This is a genomic window from Paraburkholderia phosphatilytica (assembly GCF_003443895.1).
Classification (GTDB): domain Bacteria; phylum Pseudomonadota; class Gammaproteobacteria; order Burkholderiales; family Burkholderiaceae; genus Paraburkholderia; species Paraburkholderia phosphatilytica.
The window spans coordinates 56,275-77,797 of the sequence record NZ_QQOA01000016.1; the positions used below are offsets into that span (position 1 = coordinate 56,275).

The 21,523-nt window shown below is 66.1% G+C and carries 18 protein-coding genes and 1 riboswitch; of the genes, 11 read left to right on the forward strand and 7 right to left on the reverse strand.

All coding sequences use genetic code 11. From position 1 onward, the window contains the following. Nucleotide 1 precedes the first annotated feature (1 nt). Genes fliI through fliF form a run of 4 tightly spaced genes read right to left on the reverse strand, consistent with a single transcriptional unit; the run spans nucleotide 2 to nucleotide 5,153 of the window. Nucleotides 2–1,723 (reverse strand): flagellar protein export ATPase FliI, encoded by a 1,722-nt coding sequence (fliI, locus tag DVS29_RS18460; RefSeq protein ID WP_118181928.1) that lies wholly within the window; start codon nucleotides 1,721–1,723, stop codon nucleotides 2–4. Beyond that, nucleotides 1,717–2,391: a flagellar assembly protein FliH gene (fliH, locus tag DVS29_RS18465; RefSeq protein WP_205962479.1), complete on the reverse strand. Its 675-nt coding sequence runs from the start codon at nucleotides 2,389–2,391 to the stop codon at nucleotides 1,717–1,719. Before fliH ends, fliI begins: the two co-directional genes overlap by 7 nt. Continuing rightward, nucleotides 2,378–3,373 (reverse strand): flagellar motor switch protein FliG, encoded by a 996-nt coding sequence (gene fliG, locus DVS29_RS18470; RefSeq protein ID WP_118181930.1) that lies wholly within the window; start codon nucleotides 3,371–3,373, stop codon nucleotides 2,378–2,380. Before fliG ends, fliH begins: the two co-directional genes overlap by 14 nt. Further along, a complete protein-coding gene (gene fliF / locus DVS29_RS18475; protein WP_118181931.1) occupies nucleotides 3,363–5,153 on the reverse strand; it encodes a flagellar basal-body MS-ring/collar protein FliF in 1,791 nt (596 codons plus the stop codon). Before fliF ends, fliG begins: the two co-directional genes overlap by 11 nt. A gap of 334 nt (nucleotides 5,154–5,487) precedes the next feature. On the opposite strand from fliF, the gene fliE reads away from it, so the two are divergent. From fliE to DVS29_RS18500, 5 genes are all read left to right on the forward strand, one after another. Next, nucleotides 5,488–5,844, forward strand: coding sequence for a flagellar hook-basal body complex protein FliE (gene fliE / locus DVS29_RS18480; protein ID WP_118181932.1), 357 nt, complete (start codon nucleotides 5,488–5,490; stop codon nucleotides 5,842–5,844). A gap of 210 nt (nucleotides 5,845–6,054) precedes the next feature. Further along, nucleotides 6,055–6,489, forward strand: a complete 435-nt coding sequence (gene fliS, locus DVS29_RS18485; protein WP_118181933.1) for a flagellar export chaperone FliS — start codon at nucleotides 6,055–6,057, stop codon at nucleotides 6,487–6,489. Then, nucleotides 6,486–6,818 (forward strand): flagellar protein FliT, encoded by a 333-nt coding sequence (locus DVS29_RS18490; protein WP_118181934.1) that lies wholly within the window; start codon nucleotides 6,486–6,488, stop codon nucleotides 6,816–6,818. Before fliS ends, DVS29_RS18490 begins: the two co-directional genes overlap by 4 nt. A 70-nt stretch (nucleotides 6,819–6,888) precedes the next feature. Beyond that, on the forward strand, nucleotides 6,889–8,277 hold the full coding sequence (fliK, locus tag DVS29_RS18495; RefSeq protein ID WP_118181935.1) for a flagellar hook-length control protein FliK: 1,389 nt from the start codon (nucleotides 6,889–6,891) through the stop codon (nucleotides 8,275–8,277). Further along, nucleotides 8,274–8,684: an EscU/YscU/HrcU family type III secretion system export apparatus switch protein gene (locus tag DVS29_RS18500; protein WP_118181936.1), complete on the forward strand. Its 411-nt coding sequence runs from the start codon at nucleotides 8,274–8,276 to the stop codon at nucleotides 8,682–8,684. Before fliK ends, DVS29_RS18500 begins: the two co-directional genes overlap by 4 nt. On the opposite strand, the gene DVS29_RS18505 is transcribed toward DVS29_RS18500, so the two are convergent. Both DVS29_RS18505 and DVS29_RS18510 read right to left on the reverse strand, forming a co-directional pair. Continuing rightward, a complete protein-coding gene (locus DVS29_RS18505) occupies nucleotides 8,681–10,099 on the reverse strand; it encodes a coniferyl aldehyde dehydrogenase (RefSeq protein ID WP_118181937.1) in 1,419 nt (472 codons plus the stop codon). The two genes, DVS29_RS18500 and DVS29_RS18505, sit on opposite strands and share 4 nt — an antisense overlap. Nucleotides 10,100–10,196: 97 nt before the next feature. Next, nucleotides 10,197–11,873, reverse strand: a complete 1,677-nt coding sequence (locus DVS29_RS18510; protein ID WP_118181938.1) for an isovaleryl-CoA dehydrogenase — start codon at nucleotides 11,871–11,873, stop codon at nucleotides 10,197–10,199. 342 nt (nucleotides 11,874–12,215) lie between these two features. Between DVS29_RS18510 and DVS29_RS18515 the strand changes: the two genes are divergently transcribed. After that, nucleotides 12,216–13,844 (forward strand): GMC family oxidoreductase, encoded by a 1,629-nt coding sequence (locus DVS29_RS18515; RefSeq protein ID WP_118181939.1) that lies wholly within the window; start codon nucleotides 12,216–12,218, stop codon nucleotides 13,842–13,844. Between the two features lie 83 nt (nucleotides 13,845–13,927). On the opposite strand, the gene DVS29_RS18520 is transcribed toward DVS29_RS18515, so the two are convergent. Next, entirely contained in the window at nucleotides 13,928–14,872 is a 945-nt protein-coding gene (locus DVS29_RS18520) for a LysR family transcriptional regulator (RefSeq protein WP_118181940.1), read from the reverse strand. Between the two features lie 116 nt (nucleotides 14,873–14,988). Continuing rightward, nucleotides 14,989–15,101: riboswitch (S-adenosyl-L-homocysteine riboswitch) on the forward strand. A gap of 31 nt (nucleotides 15,102–15,132) precedes the next feature. Between DVS29_RS18520 and ahcY the strand changes: the two genes are divergently transcribed. From ahcY to DVS29_RS18545, 5 genes are all read left to right on the forward strand, one after another. Next, nucleotides 15,133–16,563 (forward strand): adenosylhomocysteinase, encoded by a 1,431-nt coding sequence (ahcY, locus tag DVS29_RS18525; protein WP_118181941.1) that lies wholly within the window; start codon nucleotides 15,133–15,135, stop codon nucleotides 16,561–16,563. Between the two features lie 57 nt (nucleotides 16,564–16,620). After that, nucleotides 16,621–16,971 carry a phage holin family protein gene (locus DVS29_RS18530; protein ID WP_118181942.1) on the forward strand — a complete coding sequence of 117 codons (351 nt, stop codon included), beginning with the start codon at nucleotides 16,621–16,623 and terminating at the stop codon, nucleotides 16,969–16,971. 37 nt (nucleotides 16,972–17,008) lie between these two features. Then, on the forward strand, nucleotides 17,009–17,839 hold the full coding sequence (metF, locus tag DVS29_RS18535) for a methylenetetrahydrofolate reductase [NAD(P)H] (RefSeq protein WP_118181943.1): 831 nt from the start codon (nucleotides 17,009–17,011) through the stop codon (nucleotides 17,837–17,839). A 147-nt stretch (nucleotides 17,840–17,986) separates the two neighbouring features. Beyond that, the gene (locus DVS29_RS18540) at nucleotides 17,987–19,630 is read left to right on the forward strand and encodes an ABC transporter substrate-binding protein (RefSeq protein WP_118181944.1); all 1,644 of its coding nucleotides are present in this window, start codon (nucleotides 17,987–17,989) and stop codon (nucleotides 19,628–19,630) included. Nucleotides 19,631–19,815: 185 nt separating this feature from the next. Then, entirely contained in the window at nucleotides 19,816–21,444 is a 1,629-nt protein-coding gene (locus DVS29_RS18545) for an ABC transporter substrate-binding protein (RefSeq protein ID WP_118181945.1), read from the forward strand. The last annotated feature ends 79 nt before the right edge of the window (nucleotides 21,445–21,523 follow it).

Below are 21,523 nucleotides of genomic sequence, written 5' to 3' on the forward strand. Positions count from 1 at the left end.
GTCAGCCTCCGTGTTCAAACAGCGAGCCGAGCATGGCAATGCTCTGGTCAAAGGGTGCGCATTCCCGGAAACCTTGTTGCAGGAACGCTTCCATCCGTGGGTACAGCGCGATCGCGCGGTCCAGCAGCGCGTCCCGACCCGTCGAATAGGCGCCGACGTTGATCAGGTCACGGTTGCGCTGGTAGCGCGACAGCATCTGCTTGAACATACGCGTTTTGTCGAGATGCTTATCGTCGATCAGCGCGGTCATTGCCCGGCTTATCGAGGCTTCGATGTCGATGGCCGGATAGTGCCCGGCTTCCGCCAGCGCGCGGGACAGCACGATGTGACCGTCGAGAATCGCGCGCGCCGAATCGGCGATCGGATCCTGCTGGTCGTCGCCTTCGGTCAGCACGGTGTAGAACGCGGTGATCGAGCCGCCGCCTTCCGGGCCGTTGCCGGTGCGCTCGACGAGCGCCGGGAGCTTGGCGAACACCGACGGCGGATAGCCTTTGGTCGCGGGCGGCTCGCCGATCGCGAGCGCGATCTCGCGCTGCGCCATCGCGTAGCGGGTCAGCGAATCCATCAGCAGCAGCACGTGCTTGCCCTGGTCGCGGAAATATTCGGCGAGCGAGGTCGTGTAAGCGGCCGCCTGCATGCGCAGGAGCGGCGACACGTCGGCCGGCGCGGCCACCACCACCGAGCGCGCGAGACCGTCTTCGCCGAGAATCTGCTCGATGAATTCCTTCACTTCGCGGCCCCGTTCGCCGATCAGCCCGATCACGATCACTTCGGCGCTGGTGTAGCGCGCCATTGTGCCGAGCAGCACCGATTTACCGACGCCTGAGCCGGCGAAGAGGCCCATCCGCTGGCCACGTCCGACGGTGAGCAGCGAGTTGATCGCGCGCACGCCGACGTCGAGCACCTTGTGGATCGGCTCGCGGTCCAGCGGGTTGATGGTGGGCGCGGAGAGCGGCGCATCGGCGTTCGTGTCGAGCGGGCCGAGGCCGTCGAGCGGCCGGCCGGATGCATCGACGACGCGGCCGAGCATGCCCCAGCCCACCGGCAGACGCTTCGCGCCCGCCATCGGATCCATGATCGGCGCGCTTTCGAGCGGATAGACGCGCGCGCCGGGCAGCAGGCCCGCGACCTGGGTCGTCGGCATCAGGAACAGCTTGTCGCCGGAGAAGCCGACCACTTCGGCTTCGGCCATTGGCAGCGTGCTGCCTTGCGGCAGCTCGATCATCACTTCCGCGCCGACCGCGAGACGCAGGCCGACGGCTTCCAGCACGAGACCGGCCGCGCGGGTCAGCCGGCCGCACGCGCGCATCGGCTTCGCGATCTGGTTGCGTTCGCGCAGATCGTCGAGGCGGTTGCGCCACGCGGCGAGATACGGATTGTCCGGAAAGCGCGGGCCCTGATGCACGGCTGCTGCCGCCTGCGCGGCGCCGGCTGCCGACGTGCGGCTCGCGGCGGGCGCGTGCGGGGTTGCATGAGCGGTTCCATGCGCGGCCGCTTGAGCGGACGCGTGGCCGGCTTCGATGAGCGCGGCTTCGAGCGCTTCGAGCGTGTCGTCGTTCGTGTGACCGTGATGCGGCGTGACGGCCACGTGCTCGACGGCGGCCGCATGCACGGCGTCGGCGGCATCGCTTGCGGCGGCGTTGCCGAACGACGCGAGCGCCAGTTCCTGTTCGAGCGGCGTCAGGTCGCTCGCGCGGATGTCTTCGATAGTCGGCTTCACCATGTGCTCACCTTGCCGAGCGCCGCCGCGACCCGCTCCCAGCGCGTCGCGATGCCGGCGTCCACTTCGCCGCTCGCGGCGGCCGCGCGGCAGCCGCCGCGTTCCACGGATGCGTCCGTGCGCACGGTCCAGCCGCGCGTCTGCAGTTCTTCGAGCAGGTACGCCTCGACCACCGGCAGGTCGGCGGGACTCACGATCAGCTGCGGCGCGCCCGTGAGCATCGGCTCGGTGGACAGCACCTCGCGCGCGGCGGAGAGCAGCGCGGTCGGGTCGTGCTGCACATGCTGGCGCACCACCTGCTGCGCGATGTCGAGCGCGAGCGCGACGAGCGTCTCGGCAACATCGGTCTGCGTGCTTTCGAGCGCATTGCTGAACGCATCCGCGATCGCTTTCAGGCGGTCCGCTTCCGCGCGTGCTTCGGCGCGACCCTGCTCGATGCCTTGCTGGTAGCCCTGGTCGTAGCCGGCGCGATAGCCGAGCGCCTGACCCGCGACGTGGCCGGACGCGAGTCCTTCGTTATGCGCAACGTCGCGCAGGTGCTGCAGTTCCGCTTCGAAACGATGCTCTTCTTCCGGATCCGGTGGCGGCACCGGATCGAACGAGGCCATCTCCCAGCGCTGGTACGCCGACAGATGCGCCTTGCGGGCTTGATCACGCTCAGACATATGCATCTTCCGCCTTGCCGCCCAGCGCGATCTGACCGCTTTCCGCAAGGTTGCGGACGATCTGCAGGATGCGGCGTTGTTGCGTTTCGACTTCCGACACGCGCACCGGGCCGCGCGAGTCGAGGTCTTCGGCCAGCAGTTCGGCCGCGCGCTGCGACATGTTCGACAGGAACTTCTGGCGCAGCGCGGGCTGCGCGCCCTTCAGCGAGATGATCAGCGCTTCCGATTCGACTTCCTTCAGCAGCAGCTGGATCGCGCGGTCTTCCAGGTCGAGCAGGTTCTCGAACACGAACATCTGGTCGATGATCTTCTGCGCGAGTTCCGCGTCGTACTGGCGGACCGTTTCGAGCACGCCTTCTTCGTGGTTGCTCGACATGAAGTTGAGGATTTCCGCAGCCGTGCGGATGCCGCCCATCGGGCTGCGCTTCAGGTTGTCGCTGCCCGACAGCAGGCCCGTGAGCACGTCGTCGAGTTCGCGCAGCGCAGCCGGCTGGATACCGTCGAGCGTCGCGATCCGCAGCAGCACGTCGTTGCGCAGGCGCTCGGTGAAGCACGCCACGATCTCGGATGCCTGATCGCGGTCGAGGTGCACGAGGATCGTCGCGATGATCTGCGGGTGCTCGTTCTTGATCAGTTCCGCGACAGCAGCCGAGTCCATCCACTTCAGGCCTTCGATGCCGCTCGTGTCGCTGCCCTGCAGGATGCGGTCGATGATGACGCCGGCCTTGTCCTCGCCGAGCGCCTTCGTCAGCACGGTGCGGATGTACTCGCTCGAATCCAGCGACAGCGCGGTGTGCTGCTCCGCTTCCTTCGCGAACTCGCCGAGCACCTCGTCGATCTTTTCGCGCGTGACGTTCTTCAGCGCGGCCATCGCGACGCCGATCTTCTGCACCTCGCGCGGCGCGAGGAACTTGAACACCTGCGCGGCCTCTTCCTCACCGATCGACATCAGCAGGATCGCGCTCTTGGTCACGCCTTCAGCGTTCATCGGACACCCAGTTCTTGACTACAGTTGCAACGATCTTCGGGTCCTGGCGCGCGATCGTACGCGCGAATTCCAGGTTCCGCTCGAACTTGTTCCGGCCGCTCTCGAACGCGAGCAGCGGATTGTCCTCGCTGCCGTCTTCGAGCGCTTCGCCGCCGCGCTCCGCCGATGACGTCGGCGGCAGGCCGTCGAGCAGCATCGGCTCGTCCGAGGCGGAGGCGAGGGCCGGCGCCGCTTCCACCGGCGGCGGGAATGCGCGGCGCATCGCCGGACGCACCATCGCGAAGTACAGGAACAGCGCGACCACGAAGATGCCGAGGTACCTGGCGGCCTGCATCGCGTACGCGATCATTTCCGGCGTGCGCCACCACGGTACGACCGGCGTGACGTCGTTGTTCGACTGGAACGCGCTGTTCATCACGTACACGGTGTCGCCGCGCTTCGCGTCGTAGCCCATCGCGTCCTTCACGAGCTGCTCGACCTTGGCGATCTGTTCCTGCGGCACCGGCTGCATCGTCGAATGGCCCTTGCCGTCGGCCTGCGGCACGTAGTTGACGACCACCGCCACCGACAGGCGCTTCACGCTGCCCGCGCCCAGCTGCGTATGGCGCACGGTGCGGTCGAGTTCGTAGTTGGTCGTGGTGTCCTTGCGATCGCTGATCGGCTGGCCCGACGCGCCCGGCACGCCGCTCGCGGCATCCACCGGCGCGGACGCCGGCTGCGGCGGCGAGTTCGACAGCGCGCCCGGTACGCCCTGCGCGCCGCCCGTGGCTGCTTCCATCGCCGAGCTGGTCTGCTGGCTGCGGATCGCCGCGCTCTGCGGGTTGCCGTTCGGGTCGTAGCTTTCGGCGGTCTGCTCGCTCTTCGAGAAGTCGACGTCGGCGCTCACCTGCGAGTGTGCGTTGCCGGCGCCGAAAATCGGCGCGAGGATCGCGTCGATCCGCTGCTGCGTGTTGAGTTCCACCTGCTGCACATACTTGAGCTGCGACGCATCGAGGCCCGTACCGCTCGTTGCCTGCGTGAGCAGGTTGCCGTCCTGGTCGACGATCGTCACGTTGTGCACCGGCAGATCGGGCACCGCCGACGCCACCATGTGCGTGATCGCCGACACCTGGCCGTCGTCGAGCATGCGGCCCGGATTCAGGTCGACGAGCACCGATGCGGTCGGCGCTTCCTTGTCGCGCACGAACACCGAAGGCTTCGGAATCGCGAGATGCACGCGCGCCGTCTTCACGCTGGAAATGGATTCGATGGTCTGCTCGAGCTCGCCTTCGAGCGCGCGCTGGTAGTTGATCTGTTCGGCGAACTGGCTGATGCCGAATTTCTGGTTGTCCATCAGCTCGAAACCGACCGAGCCGCTCTTCGGCAGGCCCTGGGTCGCGAGGCGCAGACGCGTTTCGTGCACCTGGTCGGCCGGCACGAGGATCGCGCCGCCGCCGTCGGAGAACTTGTAAGGAATGTTCTGCGCCTGGAGCGCGGTGATGATCGCGCCGCCGTCGCGGTCCGACAGGTTGCTGTAGAGCACCTTGTAGTCAGGCTGATGCATCCACATCACGAGGCCGGCGACCACGGCGATCAGGATGGCGACCGCGAAGATCAGCGGCGCGCGCGGGTTGCCGCGCATCTGCGTGAGCGAGCCGGGGAACGACAGCCGCGGGCCGAAGCTGCCGCCGAGTTCTGCGCCGCCCGCGAGGCCGCCCGCGGCGGGCGCGGCGGCGCCGGCCGGGCTGCTGGCGAGCCCGCGGGCGTCTGGGTTGATCAACGAGTTGGCTGGCGAATCCATTGCGTCCGATATCTCCGGGAATCCTGCGGCTCTGCTGGGTAAGGCTCCGTAAGACGATGGCGCCTGCTGCTGGCAGAGACTTTCACGAAGGGGATTATCCGCAGCCTGTCAAACGTCGATCGGGTGAATAGAGCCGGGTTTTCCCCCCACTTTCGCGGGTGTCCTAGCACCCTCCCTGGTTAATCTCGCTGTCAGATCGGCAAACCTCGCGGCCAACCTTGCGGCAACCCCGCAGCGGTCCCGCGGTCTGTACCCTGGCTGTCCCGCGCCCACCCGGCGCAGGCGCCTGCCAGACGGACGGTCTGCCGTGTTTCCTCCTCTTTCCGGAGACAAGATGACTTCGCCAGTGAACCCGCTCGGATCGGCGCTGCAGCAGATCCAGTCGTTGGCAGCCCAGGCCGCCGGCGGTGCCGCCTCGGCCGGCAGCTCCGACACGTCCGCACTGGGCGCGTCGGGCGCAGCCTCGCCCGACAGCTTCGCGTCCGCGCTCAAGGCATCGCTGCAGAAGATCAGCAGCGACCAGCAGCACGCGGTCGGCGAATCCCAGGCATTCGAGCTCGGTTCGCCGAACGTGTCGCTGAACGACGTGATGGTCGACATGCAGAAGGCCAACATCGGCTTCCAGTTCGGTCTGCAGGTACGGAACAAGTTAGTCAGCGCTTACAACGACATCATGCAGATGTCGGTCTGACGACCGGTTCCCCGGATCCTTGTTGCGCGCTTCGCACCTTCGGTGCGGCGTGCGGCGCTCGCACATCCTCTCGCGCCGTGGCGCGGTCTAAAGCTTTGCGGACGGCTGTCCGATAACCAGGGTACACGCCAACGAGGCGCTGCAGCATGGTGCCCCGGGGCGGGTGGTTGTCGCGTCCAGGTCACGAACCGCACGAGAGGAGGAGTACCGATGTTTTCCCCAGGACACTCTGGAGCCAACGCCTACGCACGCGTCGGCGTCGAAACCGGCGTAATGGGCGCGACGCCCTACCGCCTGACGGCTATGCTGTATCAGGGTGCCCGCAAGGCGGTCGCCGAAGCCAGGCTGCATCTGGCGAACGGCAACATCGGTCCCCGTGGGGAAGCCATCAGCAAGGCCATCCGGATCGTGCAGAGCGGTCTGCAGATGTCGCTCAATGTGGAAGCGGGCGGCGATCTGGCACAACGGCTCAATGCGTTGTACGACTATATGGCGCGTCGGCTGCTCGAAGCCAACGTGATGCAGAGCGAAGCGATGCTCGTCGAAGTCGACGGTCTGCTCGCCACGCTCGAGGAAGCCTGGATGGGCATCGGCCCGGAAATCGCGCGGATGGCCCAGGCTCCGGCCGCAGAAATGATGAGATGAATTCGAAAGCAGAGTATCTCGCCCGTTACGAGGCAATTGCAGCGATCTCTGGACGCATGTTGAAGGCAGCGCGCGACTCCCTGTGGAACGATCTCGGTCGACTGCAGGACGAGTACCGCCACCTCGTCGATGCGCTCAAGGACGCTGAGATCGACGTTCCGCTCGACGAGCGCGAACGGGCGCAGAAATTCGACCTGATCCGCCGGATCCTGGCCGACGACGCGGCGATTCGCGACCTCGCGAGCCCGCGCATGGCCAATCTGTCGGCGCTGTTCGCGGGCGGTGGGCGCACCTCGCGAATCCTCAAGGAGCTGTACCGCTCCCGCTGAATTTTCATCCCGGCGTCCGGCGTCCTTCCGGAGCCGGGCTTCACCATCTGGCAGCAATCAGGGAATCGGGATGAGCACAATCGATACGGCCGTTGCGTCCGCGCTTGCGGGCCGGATCGAAAGCCTGCTGTCGATCGGCACGCCCGCCACCACGACCCAGACGGCCACCTCCGCGCTCAGCACCGAACTGCCGGTCGCACCCGGCAGCAACGTCACTCTTCCGACCACTCCGCAGGCTTCGTCGCAGACCGTGCTGTCCGCGGTCGCGCTCACGCTTGACGCGATCATGCGCAGCGGCGGCGAGGCCACGCCCGCCGCGATTGGACTCGCGCCGGTGTGGCCGTTCGCGCCCGCGCTCGACGTGTCGCCGCTGCCGCTGTTCGATGCCGCCGACGGCGCGGCTGGTGGTGCTGGCGCTTCTGCGGCGGCTGGCGCTTCCGGCGCCGGCGCGACGGCCACCGTCACCGCGCAGCAGGTGCCGGTCGCGCAACTCGCTGCCGCGCTCGAGCAGACCGTGGCCGAGACGGGCCTCTTCTACGAATCGCACCTGTCCGAATGGCTGAACGGCATGCGTTCGCCGGACTCGCTCGCCTCCGAACTGCAGAACCGTCTCGCGCCCGCCGCGCAGCAGTTGCCGCTCGACTGGAGCGACGGCGGCGCGGCGGACTTCGCTGGTGCGGCCGGCTCGGGGCAGGGTGGCGCGGCAGGCGCCGGAGTCGCGCCTGGCGACGTTTTCGCGACCGCCCGCGGAGCGCCGATGCCACAGCAAGGCCTGCCCGTCATGCCTGGCATGCGCGCGGAGCCCGGCAATCCGTACACCGTTGCCGCGTCCAGCACGCCGTCGCTGCATGCGGCGCTGAGCCTGGGTTCGCTGCAGGACGGCTCGTCCGCCAACGCGGCGCAGTCGATCGCGGCATCGATCCATCCGGCGACCGTGCCGATCGTGCGCCAGCAGCTCGATCTGCTCGCCACCGGCCAGTTCCGCTGGAGCGGCGAAGCGTGGCCCGGCGCGAAGTTCGACTGGGTCGTCGAAGAGGACGACAGCCACCGGCAGCGCGGCGGCAGCCAGGATCTGCCGGAAGACCGCCCGTGGCGCACCCGCATCACGCTGTCGCTGCCTTCGCTCGGCACGGTGGACGCGGAACTGACGCTCACCGGCACGCAGCTCGTCGCCCGTGTGCAGGCGAGTGCGACGAGCGCGTCGCGGCTGATCGCGCAGGGCGAAACGTTCCGTCAGCGTCTGGCGGACGCGGGCATCGCGCTGCAGGGGCTGACGATCCGTGAGATCGACAGCGGCCCGCCACCCGCCGCGGCCGCGCAGGCGGCGAGCGCGTATGCGCGTGCGTCCGCAGCTGGCGCGGGCACGGCCTCGCCGGATTCGATGCGCGCTGGCGCGGCGTATGCGACGCGTCACACCGCGCCGCCCGCGGACGACTTCTTCGACTGGGACATGACATGAGCCAGGGCGGACGTCGTCGCAGCGCGGCCGCGCTCGTCTACGACAAGTATCAGGGCGATACCGCGCCGCGCGTCGTCGCGAAAGGCTACGGCGTGTTCGCGGACATGATCGTCAAGCGCGCGCAGGAGGCCGGCCTGTATGTGCACACGGCGCCGGAAATGGTGTCGCTGCTGATGCAGGTCGATCTCGACGCGCGCATTCCGCCGCAGCTGTACCAGGCAGTCGCGGAACTGCTCGCGTGGCTGTACCGGCTGGAAAGCGGCGTGGTCGATGCGCCGACGCCCGCGGTGCGCGGCACGCGTGCCGTGAACGACGTCGAGGACGTCACGCCCAGTACGGCGGATGACGGCCCAGGTTCTCCCTATTCCTCCGGTCCCGGACGCCGTCCGGGACGCCCGTCGCGCTAGAACCGCAGCATCAGCTTCAGCAGCATCCGGAAGCGCCGTCCATACGGCGGCGCGATCAGCCCGCGCGCATTGAAACGCGCCTGCGTCAGCACCGGCTTCATCTTCGAGAAGGTCACGAAGCCTTCGTAGCCGTGGTACGCACCCATCCCGCTTGCACCGACGCCGCCGAACGGCAGGCTCTCGCATGCGATGTGCATCAGCGTCTCGTTTACCGCCATGCCGCCCGCGATCGTGCCGTGCGTGACGCGCTCGACCGTCGACGCATCGTCGGCGTACAGATAGAGCGCAAGCGGGCGGGGACGCGCGTTCACGTAGCGGAGCGCTTCTTCGAGCGAGTCGTACGGAATCACCGGCAACAGCGGCCCGAAAATCTCCTCCTGCATCAGCGCGACGTGATCCGGCGCGCCCGTCACGACGGTCGGCACGAAGCGGCGCGTCGCGCGGTCGGACGCGACGTCGGCGAGCGGATGCAGCTGCGCGCCGGCGGCCTGCGCTTCGTCCGCGAGCTGCTGCAGACGCGCGAAATGGCGGTCCGACACGATCGACGTGTAGTCGCGGTTGCTGCCGAAATCCGGATAGGTCTTCGCGAGACTTCTGCGCGCCCGTTCGACGAACGCCTGCTCCTCGCCGCGCGGCACCAGCACGTAGTCCGGCGCGATGCAGGTCTGGCCGGCGTTCAGCGTCTTGCCGGCGAGGATGTTGTCGACCGCGTAGCTGAAGCGCGCGTGCCGGCCGATGATCGCGGGCGACTTGCCGCCCAGCTCCAGCGTGACTGGCGTGAGGTTCGCGGCGGCCGCGCGCATCACGTCGTGACCGACTTTCGTCGAGCCGGTGAAGAGCAGATGGTCGAACGGCTGCGCGCTGAATGCGGCGGCCACCGTCGCGTCGCCGTTGACGACCGCGACGTGATCGCGCGCGAATGTCTTCGCGACGAGCTGCTCGAACAGCGCCGACGTGCGCGGAGTCAGCTCGGACATCTTGACGAGCGCGCGGTTGCCGGCGGTCAGCGCGCTGATCAGCGGGCCCGCGGCCAGCAGGATCGGATAGTTCCACGGCACGATGATGCCGACCACGCCCACCGGCTGCGGCACGACCTTCGCGCGCGCGGGCAGCAGCCATTTGTTGGTGGCGCGATGCTGCGGCTTCATCCAGCGCTTGCCGTGCTTCAGTGCCGCGTCGATCTCTTCCTTCGCGACGAATATTTCGGATAGCAGAATTTCTTCCTTCGCGCGATTGCCGAAGTCTTCGTTCAGCGTTTGCGCGAGTGCGTCGCGGTTGTCGAGCAGCATCGCGCGCAGCGCCTTCAGATGACGCTCGCGTTCGGGCCACGTCGGAAAGGGCGCGCGCAGATACGCGTCGCGCTGCTCGCGCAGCAGCCCTTCGAGTGCGGCGATGTCCGGTAGGTCGTTCTTCATCCGTCTCTCCCTGACGATGGTGATGGCCGGCGCGCCGTGTCTTTGGTTGTCGTGCGGCCGGTTGTCTGCTTCGGATGCGATGCGGCTGCTGTTGTACTCACGCTGGAAACGCGCGCTCGACGATGGCGGCGTGATCGAGCGCCGCCGGCAACGTGCCGTAGACGCGGCCCGTATTGCCGCTGTCGTCCGCCAGGCGCGTGGCGATGAATGCATCGGCGACGTCGGCGGGTGCGTGCCGCACGAGCAGCGTGGCCTGCGCGATCAGCACCAGCTGCTGTGCGATGCGGCGCGCCGCGGCCTCACGCGTGTCCGGCGCGCTCGTCAGCGTGCCGAGCAGCCGTTCGAGCGCGGCGGATAGCGCGGCTTGTCCCTGCGCATCGGCGCGCCATGCGGTGAGGAGCGCCTGCGCGGCATCCGGTTCGCGTTCGAACGCGCGCAGCACGTCGAGGCACATCACGTTGCCGGAGCCTTCCCAGATCGAGTTGACCGGCGCTTCGCGATAGAAGCGCGCCATCGGGCCTTCCTCGACGTAGCCATTGCCGCCCCACACTTCCATCGCTTCGCCGGTGAATTCGAGCGTCCGCTTGCAGATCCAGAACTTCGCGGCGGGCGTGACAATGCGGCGCCACGCGCGCGCTTCGGGTGAATTCGCGGACTCTTCGAACGCGTGCGCGAGACGCATGAACAGCACGGTGGCCGCTTCCGATTCGAGCGCGAGATCGGCGAGCACGTTGCGCATCAGCGGCTGATCGGCCAGGTGTTTGCCGAACGCGCTGCGGTGCCGCGCGTGGTGAATGGCCTGCACAAGCGCCGCGCGCATCAGCGCCGCGCTGCCGATCACGCAGTCGAGCCGCGTGTAGTTCGCCATCTCGATGATGGTCGGCACGCCGCGTCCTTCGTCGCCGATCATCACGCCGTATGCGTCGAGAAACTCCACTTCGCTGCTCGCGTTCGAGCGATTGCCGAGCTTGTTTTTCAGGCGCTGGATCTGCACAGCGTTCTTCGTGCCGTCGGGTGCGAAGCGCGGCACGAAGAAGCACGACAGACCTTCGTGACCATCGCTGCGCGCGAGCAGGAGATGCGCGTCGCACTGCGGCGCGGAGAAGAACCATTTGTGGCCGACCAGGCGATACGCGCCGCCGCGGCCGCCATGGCCGTCCGTCGCGAACGCGCGCGTCTGGTTGCTGCGCACGTCGGAGCCGCCCTGCTTTTCGGTCATACCCATGCCGACCAGCATCGAACGTTTCGCGGCGAGCGGCAGGTCGCGTGCGTCGTGGTCGCGCGAATAGAGCTTGTCGGCGAACGTCGCGAAGAGTTCGGGCTCGCGCTGCAGGACGGGAATGCTGGCGAAGGTCATCGTCGTCGGGCACAGCGAGCCCGATTCGATCTGCGCGTGCAGGTAGTAGCCGGCGCAGCGCGCGGCCATCGCGCCCGGCTGCGGATCGGAGAACGGCAGCGCGTGCAGCCCTTCGCGCCGCAAGCGCGCGAGCAGCGCGTGCCATGCCGGATGAAATTCGAGTGCGTCGATGCGCTCGCCGCGCGGGCTGAAGGTGGCGAGTTCCGGCTCATGACGGTTCGCGAGTTCGGCGAGCGCGAGCACGTCCGGTTCGGTCAACGCGGCGCCGTCGCGCAGCAGGGCCTCGCGATGCCAGCTTGCGCCGCCGCGTTCCAGCGCGGCCGCGAGCGCCGCGTCGGTCGCGAACAGGTTGTAGCCGGACAGCGGCGGGACCTGATTCGTCACGTCATGAGTCTTGCCGAAGCTCTGCGATTCCATCTGCTGTCTCCGTATGACGGATCCGTGGCGGCCATTGCACGGCACGTGCCTGGCCGCATCGTTTGAGTGGTGGATGCATGGCCGCGCCGGTCGGACCTGATGTGCGCGGCGCGATGTTTGAACGATGAGCGCAACGCTGTGCGCGTGCGCTGCACCACGTCTCATCATAGGGTTGCGGGGCCGCTTCCGATTAGAGGTATCGCTCTGTCATCGGTGCGCCGCACGCGCTTCACGCTCCCTACAATGCGCTACAGCACCGGTAGACAAGTGTGCACGAGACACGGGTGACGAGCAAACGGCTGCACGCATGGCCGCGCCGTGACCCGCATCAGGGAGGAGCCGATGGAATACGACTACATCATTGCCGGCGCCGGGTCGGGCGGCTGCGCGCTCGCGGGCCGGCTCGCCGAGCGCTGTCCCGATGCGACGATCGCGCTGATCGAAGCGGGTCCGCATACGGATCGCAACCTGCTGGTGAACATGCCGACCGGCGTCGCGGCCGTCGTGCCGTTCAGGCTGAAGACGAACTACGGCTACGAGACCGAGCCGCAGCCGGGGCTCGCCGGCCGGCGCGGTTATCAGCCGCGCGGTCGCGGCTTCGGCGGATCGAGCGCGATCAACGCGATGGTGTACACGCGCGGTCATCCGCTCGACTACGACGAATGGGCCACGCTCGGTTGCGAAGGCTGGTCGTGGGCCGACGTGCTGCCGTACTTCCGGCGCGCGGAGGGCAACGAACGCGGCGAGGATGCGTGGCATGGCGCCGACGGTCCATTGACGGTCTCCGATCTGCGCTATCGCAATCCGTTTTCGCATCGCTTCGTGCGCGCCGCAGTGGAAGCAGGTTTTCGTGCGAATCCGGATTTCAACGGCGCCGAGCAGGAGGGCGTCGGCTTCTATCAGGTGACGCAGCGCGATGGGCGACGCTGCACCGTCGCGCGCGCGTATGTGTACGACCGCGAGCGCGCGAACCTGCACACGATCAGCGATGCGACCGTGCTGCGCATCACGTTCGACGGCCGGCGCGCGACCGGCGTCGAGATCGCGCGCGGCGGACGCACCGAGCGGCTCACGGCGCGCGCGGAGGTGATCGTGGCGTCGGGTGCGTTCAATTCGCCGCAGTTGCTGATGTGCTCAGGCATCGGCCCGGCGGATCATCTTCGTGCGCTCGGCATCGATGTGCTGCACGATGCGCCTGAAGCAGGACAGAACCTGATCGATCACGTCGACTTCACGATCAACCGTCGCGTGCGATCGATTGCGCCGGTCGGCTTCTCGATTCGCGGTATCGCGCGGATGGTGCCGCAGTTCGTGCAGTTCACGCGCCGCGGCACGGGCATGCTGTCGAGCAACGTCGCGGAAGCGGGCGGCTTCCTGCGCAGCAGGCCGACGCTCGACCGGCCCGATCTGCAACTGCATTTCTGCGCGGCACTCGTCGACGACCACAATCGCCGGATGCACTGGGGCCATGGCTATTCGCTGCACGTCTGCGTGTTGCGGCCGAAGAGCCGCGGCACGGTGACGCTCGCGAGCGGCGATATGCGCGTCGCGCCGCGCATCGATCCGCGCTTTCTCAGCGATCCGCGCGATCTCGATCTGCTCGTCGAAGGCGCGCGTCTCGCGCGACGCATCCTCGATGCGCCGTCGCTCGCGCTGCATGGCGGGCGCGAGCTCTACACGCACGCGGGGCAGACCGACGCGGAGCTGCGCGAGACCATCGCTCAGCATGCCGACACGATCTATCACCCGGTTGCGACCTGCCGGATGGGCGGCGACGCGCGCTCGGTCGTCGATCCGCAGTTGCGGGTGAGAGGCGTGGAGGGATTGCGTGTTGTCGATGCATCGGTGATGCCGACGCTGATCGGCGGCAACACGAACGCGCCGACGGTGATGATTGGCGAGCGCGCGGCGGAGATGATCGCCGCGGCGCGCAGCCGGCGGGAAGCGCAGGCGCAGGTGGCGGTGGCTTGAGGTGGGCTGATAGCGCAGCCGGCGCGAGATCCGGGTGTGAGTGCGGGCGTGAGTGACGGCGGCGTCTTCGGTGCCGCCCGATGCTAGCGCGCGACGTCGCCCGGCAACGCGCCGAAGTCCGGCGCGGGGAAAACCGCCGCGACGTTCTGCTGCGGCAGCGTTTGCCGCGCGACTTCGAGCCACGCGCGTGCGGCATGCGACAGATAGCCGTTGCGGCGCCAGCCGACCGCCATTTCCCACAGGATCTCGGGCGCGACGACCGGGCGGCAGGTGAACTGCGCCGCATCGAGACGCCGGCAATACGGCGCCGGCAGCAGCGCGATGCCGACACCGGCGAGCACCATCGCGGCCATGAAGTCCCAGTGTCCGCTGCGGCTCACGATCGTTGGCGCGAAGCCGGCAGTGCGGCATGCGTTGATCACGACGTCGTTGAGCGCGAGGCTTTCGCCGTAGAAGACGAACGGTTCTTCCGCGAGATCGCCGAGCGCGACCTGCGATGCGTCGTCCCAGCGCGAGCCGGCGCGCGCAACCAGCATCAGCGGCTGGCTTGCGATCGGCAGTACGTCGATGAGTTCAGGGTCCACCGGCTGCAGCACGCCGCCCAGTTCCAGTTCGCCGGCGATCAACGCAGCTTCGATGCCGCGCGAACCCTGCTCGAACAGCTTCAGCTCCACTTTCGGAAAGCGCTGCCGGAAACTCGCGATGGCCGGCGTGAACAGCGCACCGCCCATCGGCGGAATGCCGATGGTCAGCTCGCCGCGCCCGAGCGTGTCGAGATCGGCCAGCTCCGCCTGCAGTTGCGCGTGCGCGGCGAGCACGTCCTGGCCGCGCTGATAGACGATGCGGCCGGCATCGGTGAGCACCATCTGGCGACCGTCGCGCAGCAGCAGCGGCGAGCCGATCTCGTCTTCGAGCGACTTCACCATCTTGCTGATGGTGGGCTGCGTGACGAACATGTGCTCTGCCGCGGCGGTGAAACTCTGCTGCCGGACGACCTCGACGAAATAGCGGAGCGCGCGCAGTTCCATGATGGGGGGTGGAATTCCGGTTCGGAATGGAATGGGCCATTCTAAGTCATGTCATTTATGCGGTAGCGAACGCCGCGACCTACCGCCTTCGCAAAAACCCGCTACAATCCCCGTTCGCCTTCGAGGAGCGCTGCGACGGATTCACCCGCCAGGCTCGAAGGCTCTCAATTCGGCAGGTTTGAACGCGCGTAGCGCCGCCAACCCCCGCATCGAACGGCGCTCACGTCACATTTCTAGTCATTTTTAGAAAGGAGGGCGTGATGAACGCCGCTGTATACGATTCCAAAGATTCGAAAGATTCGAAAGATTTCGTCGTTGCCGACCTGTCGCTGGCCGCATGGGGCCGCAAGGAACTCGACATCGCCGAAACCGAAATGCCCGGTCTCGTGCAGATCCGTGACGAATACAAGGCGCAGCAGCCGCTGAAGGGCGCGCGCGTGGCCGGTTCGCTGCACATGACCATCCAGACGGGCGTGCTGATCGAGACGCTGAAGGCGCTCGGCGCGGACGTGCGCTGGGCTTCGTGCAACATCTTCTCGACCCAGGACCACGCCGCTGCCGCGATCGCGCAGGGCGGCACGCCGGTGTTCGCGTTCAAGGGCGAATCGCTCGACGAATACTGGGAGTTCTCGCACCGCATCTTCGAATGGCCGAACGGCGAGTTCGCCAACATGATCCTCGACGATGGCGGCGACGCGACGTTGCTGCTGATTCTCGGCTCGAAGGCCGAGAAGGACCGCTCGGTGATCGGTAACCCGACCAACGAGGAAGAAGTCGCGCTGTACAAGTCGATCGCGAAGCATCTCGACGCGGATCCGTCGTGGTACTCCACGCGTCTCGCGCACATCCAGGGCGTCACGGAAGAAACGACGACCGGCGTGCACCGCCTGTACCAGATGGAGAAGGACGGTCGCCTGCCGTTCCCGGCGATCAACGTCAACGACTCGGTCACGAAGTCGAAGTTCGACAACCTGTACGGCTGTCGCGAGTCGCTCGTCGACGGCATCAAGCGCGCAACGGACGTGATGATCGCCGGCAAGATCGCGGTGGTCGCAGGTTACGGCGACGTGGGCAAGGGCTGCGCGCAGTCGCTGCGCGGCCTCGGCGCGACGGTGTGGGTCACCGAAATCGATCCGATCTGCGCGCTGCAGGCGGCGATGGAAGGCTATCGCGTCGTGACGATGGAATACGCGGCGGACAAGGCCGACATCTTCGTGACGGCCACCGGCAACTACCACGTGATCGGCCACGATCACATGAAGGCGATGCGTCACAACGCGATCGTCTGCAACATCGGCCACTTCGATTCGGAAATCGACGTTGCATCGACGCGCCAGTACACGTGGGAAAACATCAAGCCGCAGGTCGATCACATCATCTTCCCGGACGGCAAGCGCGTGATCCTGCTGGCGGAAGGCCGCCTCGTGAACCTCGGCTGCGCGACGGGTCACCCGTCGTTCGTGATGTCGAACTCGTTCACGAACCAGACGCTCGCGCAGATCGAACTGTTCACGCAAGGCGGCAAGTACGAGAACAAGGTCTACGTGCTGCCGAAGCAGCTCGACGAAAAGGTTGCGCGTCTGCACCTCGCGCGCATCGGCGCGAACCTGACCGAGCTGTCGACGGAGCAGGCCGGCTACATCGGCGTCGACAAGAACGGCCCGTTCAAGCCGAACCACTACCGCTACTAAGCAGGCACACGGCCGCGCGCCGCGGCGGCACGATCGAACCCGAAGGAGAGCCTTGAAATGACCGTACTGCTGACCTGGCTGATCAACGCGCTCGCGCTGCTGATCATCACCTACCTCGTGCCGTCCATTCACATCCGCAGCTTCGGCACCGCGCTGATCGTTGCGATCGTGCTTGGTCTGATCAACGCGGTGCTGCGGCCGATCCTGATCGTGCTGACGTTGCCGGTGACGATCCTGACGCTCGGCCTCTTCATACTCGTTGTCAATGCACTGTGCTTCTGGCTGTGCGCGTCGCTGTTGAAGGGGTTCGAGGTGTCCGGATTCTGGTCGGCGTTTTTCGGCTCGATCCTGTACAGCATCGTGTCATGGCTGCTGTCGGCGCTCGTGTTCGGCAATCGCAGCCTCTGATGCGCGCGCTGGATTGCGCGGCCTGTGCCCATGAATCATGAAACCCATCGAACTCTCTTTTGAATTTTTCCCGCCGAAGACGCAGGACGGCATCGACAAGCTGCGCGTGACGCGCGCGGAGCTGATGCCGCTCAAGCCGAAGTTCGTGTCGGTCACGTTCGGCGCCGGCGGCTCGACGCAGCAGGGCACGCTCGACACGGTGCTCGACATGGCGAAGGACGGCCTCGAGGCCGCGCCGCACCTGTCGTGCATCGGCTCGTCGAAGAACGATCTGCGCGCGATTCTCGACCAGTACCGTTCGAACGGCATCCGCCACATCGTCGCGCTGCGCGGCGATCTGCCGTCGGGCATGGGCTCGGTCGGCGAACTGCGTTATGCGTCGGAGCTCGTGAGCTTCATCCGCGCGGAAACCGGCGACTGGTTCCATGTCGAAGTGGCCGGCTATCCGGAGTACCACCCGCAGTCCCGGTCGCCGAAGCACGATCTCGAGAACTTCGCGCGCAAGGTGAAAGCGGGCGCGAATTCGGCGATCACGCAGTACTTCTTCAACGCGGACGCGTACTTCCGTTTCGTCGACGATGCGCGCAAGCTCGGCGTCGACGTGCCGATCGTCCCGGGCATCATGCCGATCACCAACTTCTCGCAGCTGATGCGCTTCTCGGAGATGTGCGGTGCGGAAGTGCCGCGCTGGGTCGCGCGCCGGCTCGAGAGCTTCGGCGACGACCGCGAAGCGATCCGCGCGTTCGGTCTCGACGTGGTGACGGACCTGTGCCGCCGGCTGATCGATGCGGGCGCGCCGGGGCTGCACTTCTACACGCTGAACGGTGCGGCCGCGACGAAGTCGATCTGCGAGCGGCTGGCGCTCTGAGCGGCCACTCCAGGCTAACGGAACCACGAAATGGGCAGCTTCGGCTGCCCATTTTTTTGGACACCCGGGTATCCCACCGGGTTGTGGCCGCAATTTGTGCTGTCTATGATCGAAAGGCAGCCGGCCCGGCTGCTTTCGGAGAACGTCATGACAGTGTCCACCATGCTGTTCGCAGTTCGCCCATTGCGCAGGGTCGTGGCAACGGCGGCGCTTGCCGCAGTCGCGTGCCTCGCGTCGATGGGTGCGCAGGCCGCGTCGATTCCCGACAAGACCCTCGTCTTCTGTTCCGAGGGCAGCCCGGCTGGTTTCGATTCGGCGCAGTACACGACCAGCGTGGAGTTCACCGCGAGTTCCTATACCGTCTACAACCGTCTCGTCGAGTTCAAGCGCGGCGGCACGGATATCGAGCCCGGCCTTGCAGAGTCATGGGATGTGTCGTCCGACGGCCTCACGTACACGTTCCATCTGCGCCACGGCGTGAAGTTCCAGACCACGTCATTCTTCAAGCCGACGCGCGAGTTCAACGCCGACGACGTGGTGTTCACCTACGAGCGGATGCTCGATCCGGACAACGCGTTCCGCAAGGCGTATCCGGTGCAGTTCCCATACTTCAACGACCTCGGTCTCGCGAAAAACATCGCGAGCATCACGAAGGTCGATCCGTACACGGTGCAGTTCAAGCTGAAGGAGGTCGACGCGCCGTTTCTGCAGCAGATCGCGATGCCGTTCGCGTCCATTCTCTCGGCGGAGTATGGCGACCAGTTGATGAAGGATGGCAAGGCGGCGGATATCAACCAGTTTCCGGTGGGCACCGGGCCGTTCATCTTCCAGAGCTACACGAAAGATTCGACGATCCGTTTCACCGGCAATCCTGACTACTGGAAACCGGACGACGTGAAGCTCAGCAAGCTGATCTTCTCGATCACGGTGGACCCGGCAGTGCGGCTGCAGAAGCTCAAACGCGGCGAGTGCCAGGTGATGAGCTATCCGCGCCCCGCGGACATCCCGGCGATCAAGGCCGACCCGTCGCTGCAGGTGCCGAGTGAAGTGGGCTTCAATCTCGGCATTCTCGGCTACAACACGACGAAGAAGCCGCTCGACAACGTGCTGGTGCGCCGCGCGCTCGACATGGCGATCAACAAGAAGGCGATCATCGATTCGGTGTACCAGGGCGCGGGCCAGCTCGCCACCAATCCGATGCCGCCCACGCAATGGGGCTACGACAAGAACCTGAAGGATGCGCCCCGCGACCTCGACAAGGCGAAGGACCTGCTGAAGCAGGCGGGTTATCCGAACGGCTTCGAGATCACGCTGTGGGCGATGCCGGTGCAGCGTCCGTACAACCCGAACGCGCGGCTGATGGCGGAGATGATCCAGGCCGACTGGGCGAAGATCGGCGTGAAGGCGGACATCACCACCTACGAGTGGGGCGAATATATTCGTCGCGCGCATGCGGGCGAGCACGACGCGATCCTGATCGGCTGGACCGGCGACTACGGCGACCCCGACAACTGGCTCGGCGTGCTGCTGGGCTGCGACGCGGTGAAGGGCAGCAACTTCTCGAAGTGGTGCTATAAACCATTCGACGACCTGATCCAGAAAGGCCGCAGCACCATCGATCAGGCCCAGCGTACGAAGGACTATGTCGAAGCGCAGGAGATCTTCAAGGACCAGGTGCCGTTCACGCCGATCGCGCATTCAACCGTGTATCAGCCGCTCAGCAAGAATGTGACAGGCTTCAAGATCGATCCGTTCGGCCCGACGCAGTTCATGGGCGTGAGCGTCAAATGACAGTCTGAAGACACGTCATCAGGGCCGCGTACCGCGCGGCGCGGCCCGCTTCGTGCTACCTCATGGGCTGCATCATGGGTTGCTCGCGGGTTGCCCGCTGCCTGTTTTGGCCAGTTGTGAGGGGCGGCAAAGCTCAGTAATATCGCGGGACGCCGGGTCCGGCCGGCGGGGAAAATGGAGGAAACATGAAGCAAAACAGACTGTTGAGCGCCACGCGTCTCACTGCGTTCGTGGCTGCCGCAGCGGTTTCGATGGGCGTCGCCAACCTGGCGCACGCCGCGATTCCGAACAAGACCCTCGTGTACTGCTCAGAAGGCAGTCCGGCGGGTTTCGATCCGGCCCAGTACACCACGGGTACTGATTTCACCGCGAACACGTTCACCGTCTACAACCGTCTCGTCGAATTCGAACGCGGCGGCACCAAGGTCGAACCGGGTCTCGCGCAATCGTGGGATGTATCGCCCGATGGCAAGACGTATACGTTCCATCTGCGCCACGGCGTGAAATTCCAGACCACGTCGTTCTTCAAGCCGACGCGTGATTTCGACGCCGACGACGTGATCTTCACGTTCGAGCGCATGCTCGATCCGAACCAGCCGTTCCGCAAGGCGTACCCGGTGTCGTTCCCCTACTTCACCGACATGGGCCTCGACAAGCTGATCTCGAAGGTCGAGAAGGTCGACCAGTACACGGTCAGGTTCACGCTGAACGAGCCGAACGCGCCGTTCATCCAGAACATCGCGATGGAATACGCGTCGATCCTGTCCGCCGAATACGCTGATCAGTTGCTGAAGGCCGGCAAGGCGTCGGACATCAACCAGTATCCGGTCGGCACGGGCCCGTTCATCTTCAAGAGCTACACGAAGGACGCGACGATCCGCTTCGACGGTAATCCTGATTACTGGAAGCCGGGCGCGGTGAAGATCTCGAAGCTGATCTTCTCGATCACGCCGGATGCCGGCGTGCGCGTGCAGAAGCTCAAGCGCGACGAATGCCAGGTGATGAGCTATCCGCGTCCCGCCGACATCGCGCCGCTGAAGGCCGAACCGAACATCGCGATGCCGTCGCAGCCGGGCTTCAACCTCGGCTATCTGTCGTACAACGTCACGCACAAGCCGCTCGACAACGTCGACGTGCGCAAGGCGCTCGACATGGCGATCAACAAGAAGGCGATCATCGATTCGGTGTACCAGGGTGCGGGCCAGGCCGCGACCAACCCGATGCCGCCGACACAATGGTCGTACGACAAGAGCCTGAAGGGCAACACGTACGATCCGGACAAGGCGAAGGCGCTGCTGGCGAAGGCCGGCCTGTCAAACGGCTTCAACATCACGCTGTGGGCGATGCCCGTGCAGCGCGCGTACAACCCGAACGCGCGTCTGATGGCCGAAATGATCCAGGCCGACTGGGCGAAGATCGGCGTGAAGGCGCAGATCGTCACGTATGAGTGGGGTGAGTACATCAAGCGCGCGCACGCCGGCGAAGACGACAGCATGCTGATCGGCTGGACGGGCGACAACGGCGATCCGGACAACTGGCTCGGCACGCTGCTCGGTTGCGAAGCGGTGAACGGCAACAACTTCGGCAAGTGGTGCTACAAGCCGTTCGACGACCTGATCCAGAAGGCTCGCCAGACCTCGGATCAAGGTCAGCGCACGAAGCTCTACATGCAGGCGCAGCAGATCTTCGAACAGCAGCTGCCGTTCTCGCCGATCGCGCACTCGACGGTGTACCAGCCGGTCAGCAAGAAGGTCACCGACATCCGCATCGAACCGCTCGGCTATCTGCGCTTCGACGGCGTCGGCATGCAGTAAGGCATACGCAGTAAGCTTTTCGCACGGTTAGAAGACTGGTCGAAAGAGTCCGGCGACCGGGGTCACGAGCCCTTGTCGC

Coding starts and splice junctions, on each gene's coding strand:
- fliI (WP_118181928.1), bottom strand. CDS start 1,723: ATGGTGAAGCCGACTATCGAAGACATCCGCGCGAGCGACCTGACGCCG.
- fliH (WP_205962479.1), bottom strand. CDS start 2,391: ATGCATATGTCTGAGCGTGATCAAGCCCGCAAGGCGCATCTGTCGGCG.
- fliG (WP_118181930.1), bottom strand. CDS start 3,373: ATGAACGCTGAAGGCGTGACCAAGAGCGCGATCCTGCTGATGTCGATC.
- fliF (WP_118181931.1), bottom strand. CDS start 5,153: ATGGATTCGCCAGCCAACTCGTTGATCAACCCAGACGCCCGCGGGCTC.
- fliE (WP_118181932.1), top strand. CDS start 5,488: ATGACTTCGCCAGTGAACCCGCTCGGATCGGCGCTGCAGCAGATCCAG.
- fliS (WP_118181933.1), top strand. CDS start 6,055: ATGTTTTCCCCAGGACACTCTGGAGCCAACGCCTACGCACGCGTCGGC.
- DVS29_RS18490 (WP_118181934.1), top strand. CDS start 6,486: ATGAATTCGAAAGCAGAGTATCTCGCCCGTTACGAGGCAATTGCAGCG.
- fliK (WP_118181935.1), top strand. CDS start 6,889: ATGAGCACAATCGATACGGCCGTTGCGTCCGCGCTTGCGGGCCGGATC.
- DVS29_RS18500 (WP_118181936.1), top strand. CDS start 8,274: ATGAGCCAGGGCGGACGTCGTCGCAGCGCGGCCGCGCTCGTCTACGAC.
- DVS29_RS18505 (WP_118181937.1), bottom strand. CDS start 10,099: ATGAAGAACGACCTACCGGACATCGCCGCACTCGAAGGGCTGCTGCGC.
- DVS29_RS18510 (WP_118181938.1), bottom strand. CDS start 11,873: ATGGAATCGCAGAGCTTCGGCAAGACTCATGACGTGACGAATCAGGTC.
- DVS29_RS18515 (WP_118181939.1), top strand. CDS start 12,216: ATGGAATACGACTACATCATTGCCGGCGCCGGGTCGGGCGGCTGCGCG.
- DVS29_RS18520 (WP_118181940.1), bottom strand. CDS start 14,872: ATGGAACTGCGCGCGCTCCGCTATTTCGTCGAGGTCGTCCGGCAGCAG.
- ahcY (WP_118181941.1), top strand. CDS start 15,133: ATGAACGCCGCTGTATACGATTCCAAAGATTCGAAAGATTCGAAAGAT.
- DVS29_RS18530 (WP_118181942.1), top strand. CDS start 16,621: ATGACCGTACTGCTGACCTGGCTGATCAACGCGCTCGCGCTGCTGATC.
- metF (WP_118181943.1), top strand. CDS start 17,009: ATGAAACCCATCGAACTCTCTTTTGAATTTTTCCCGCCGAAGACGCAG.
- DVS29_RS18540 (WP_118181944.1), top strand. CDS start 17,987: ATGACAGTGTCCACCATGCTGTTCGCAGTTCGCCCATTGCGCAGGGTC.
- DVS29_RS18545 (WP_118181945.1), top strand. CDS start 19,816: ATGAAGCAAAACAGACTGTTGAGCGCCACGCGTCTCACTGCGTTCGTG.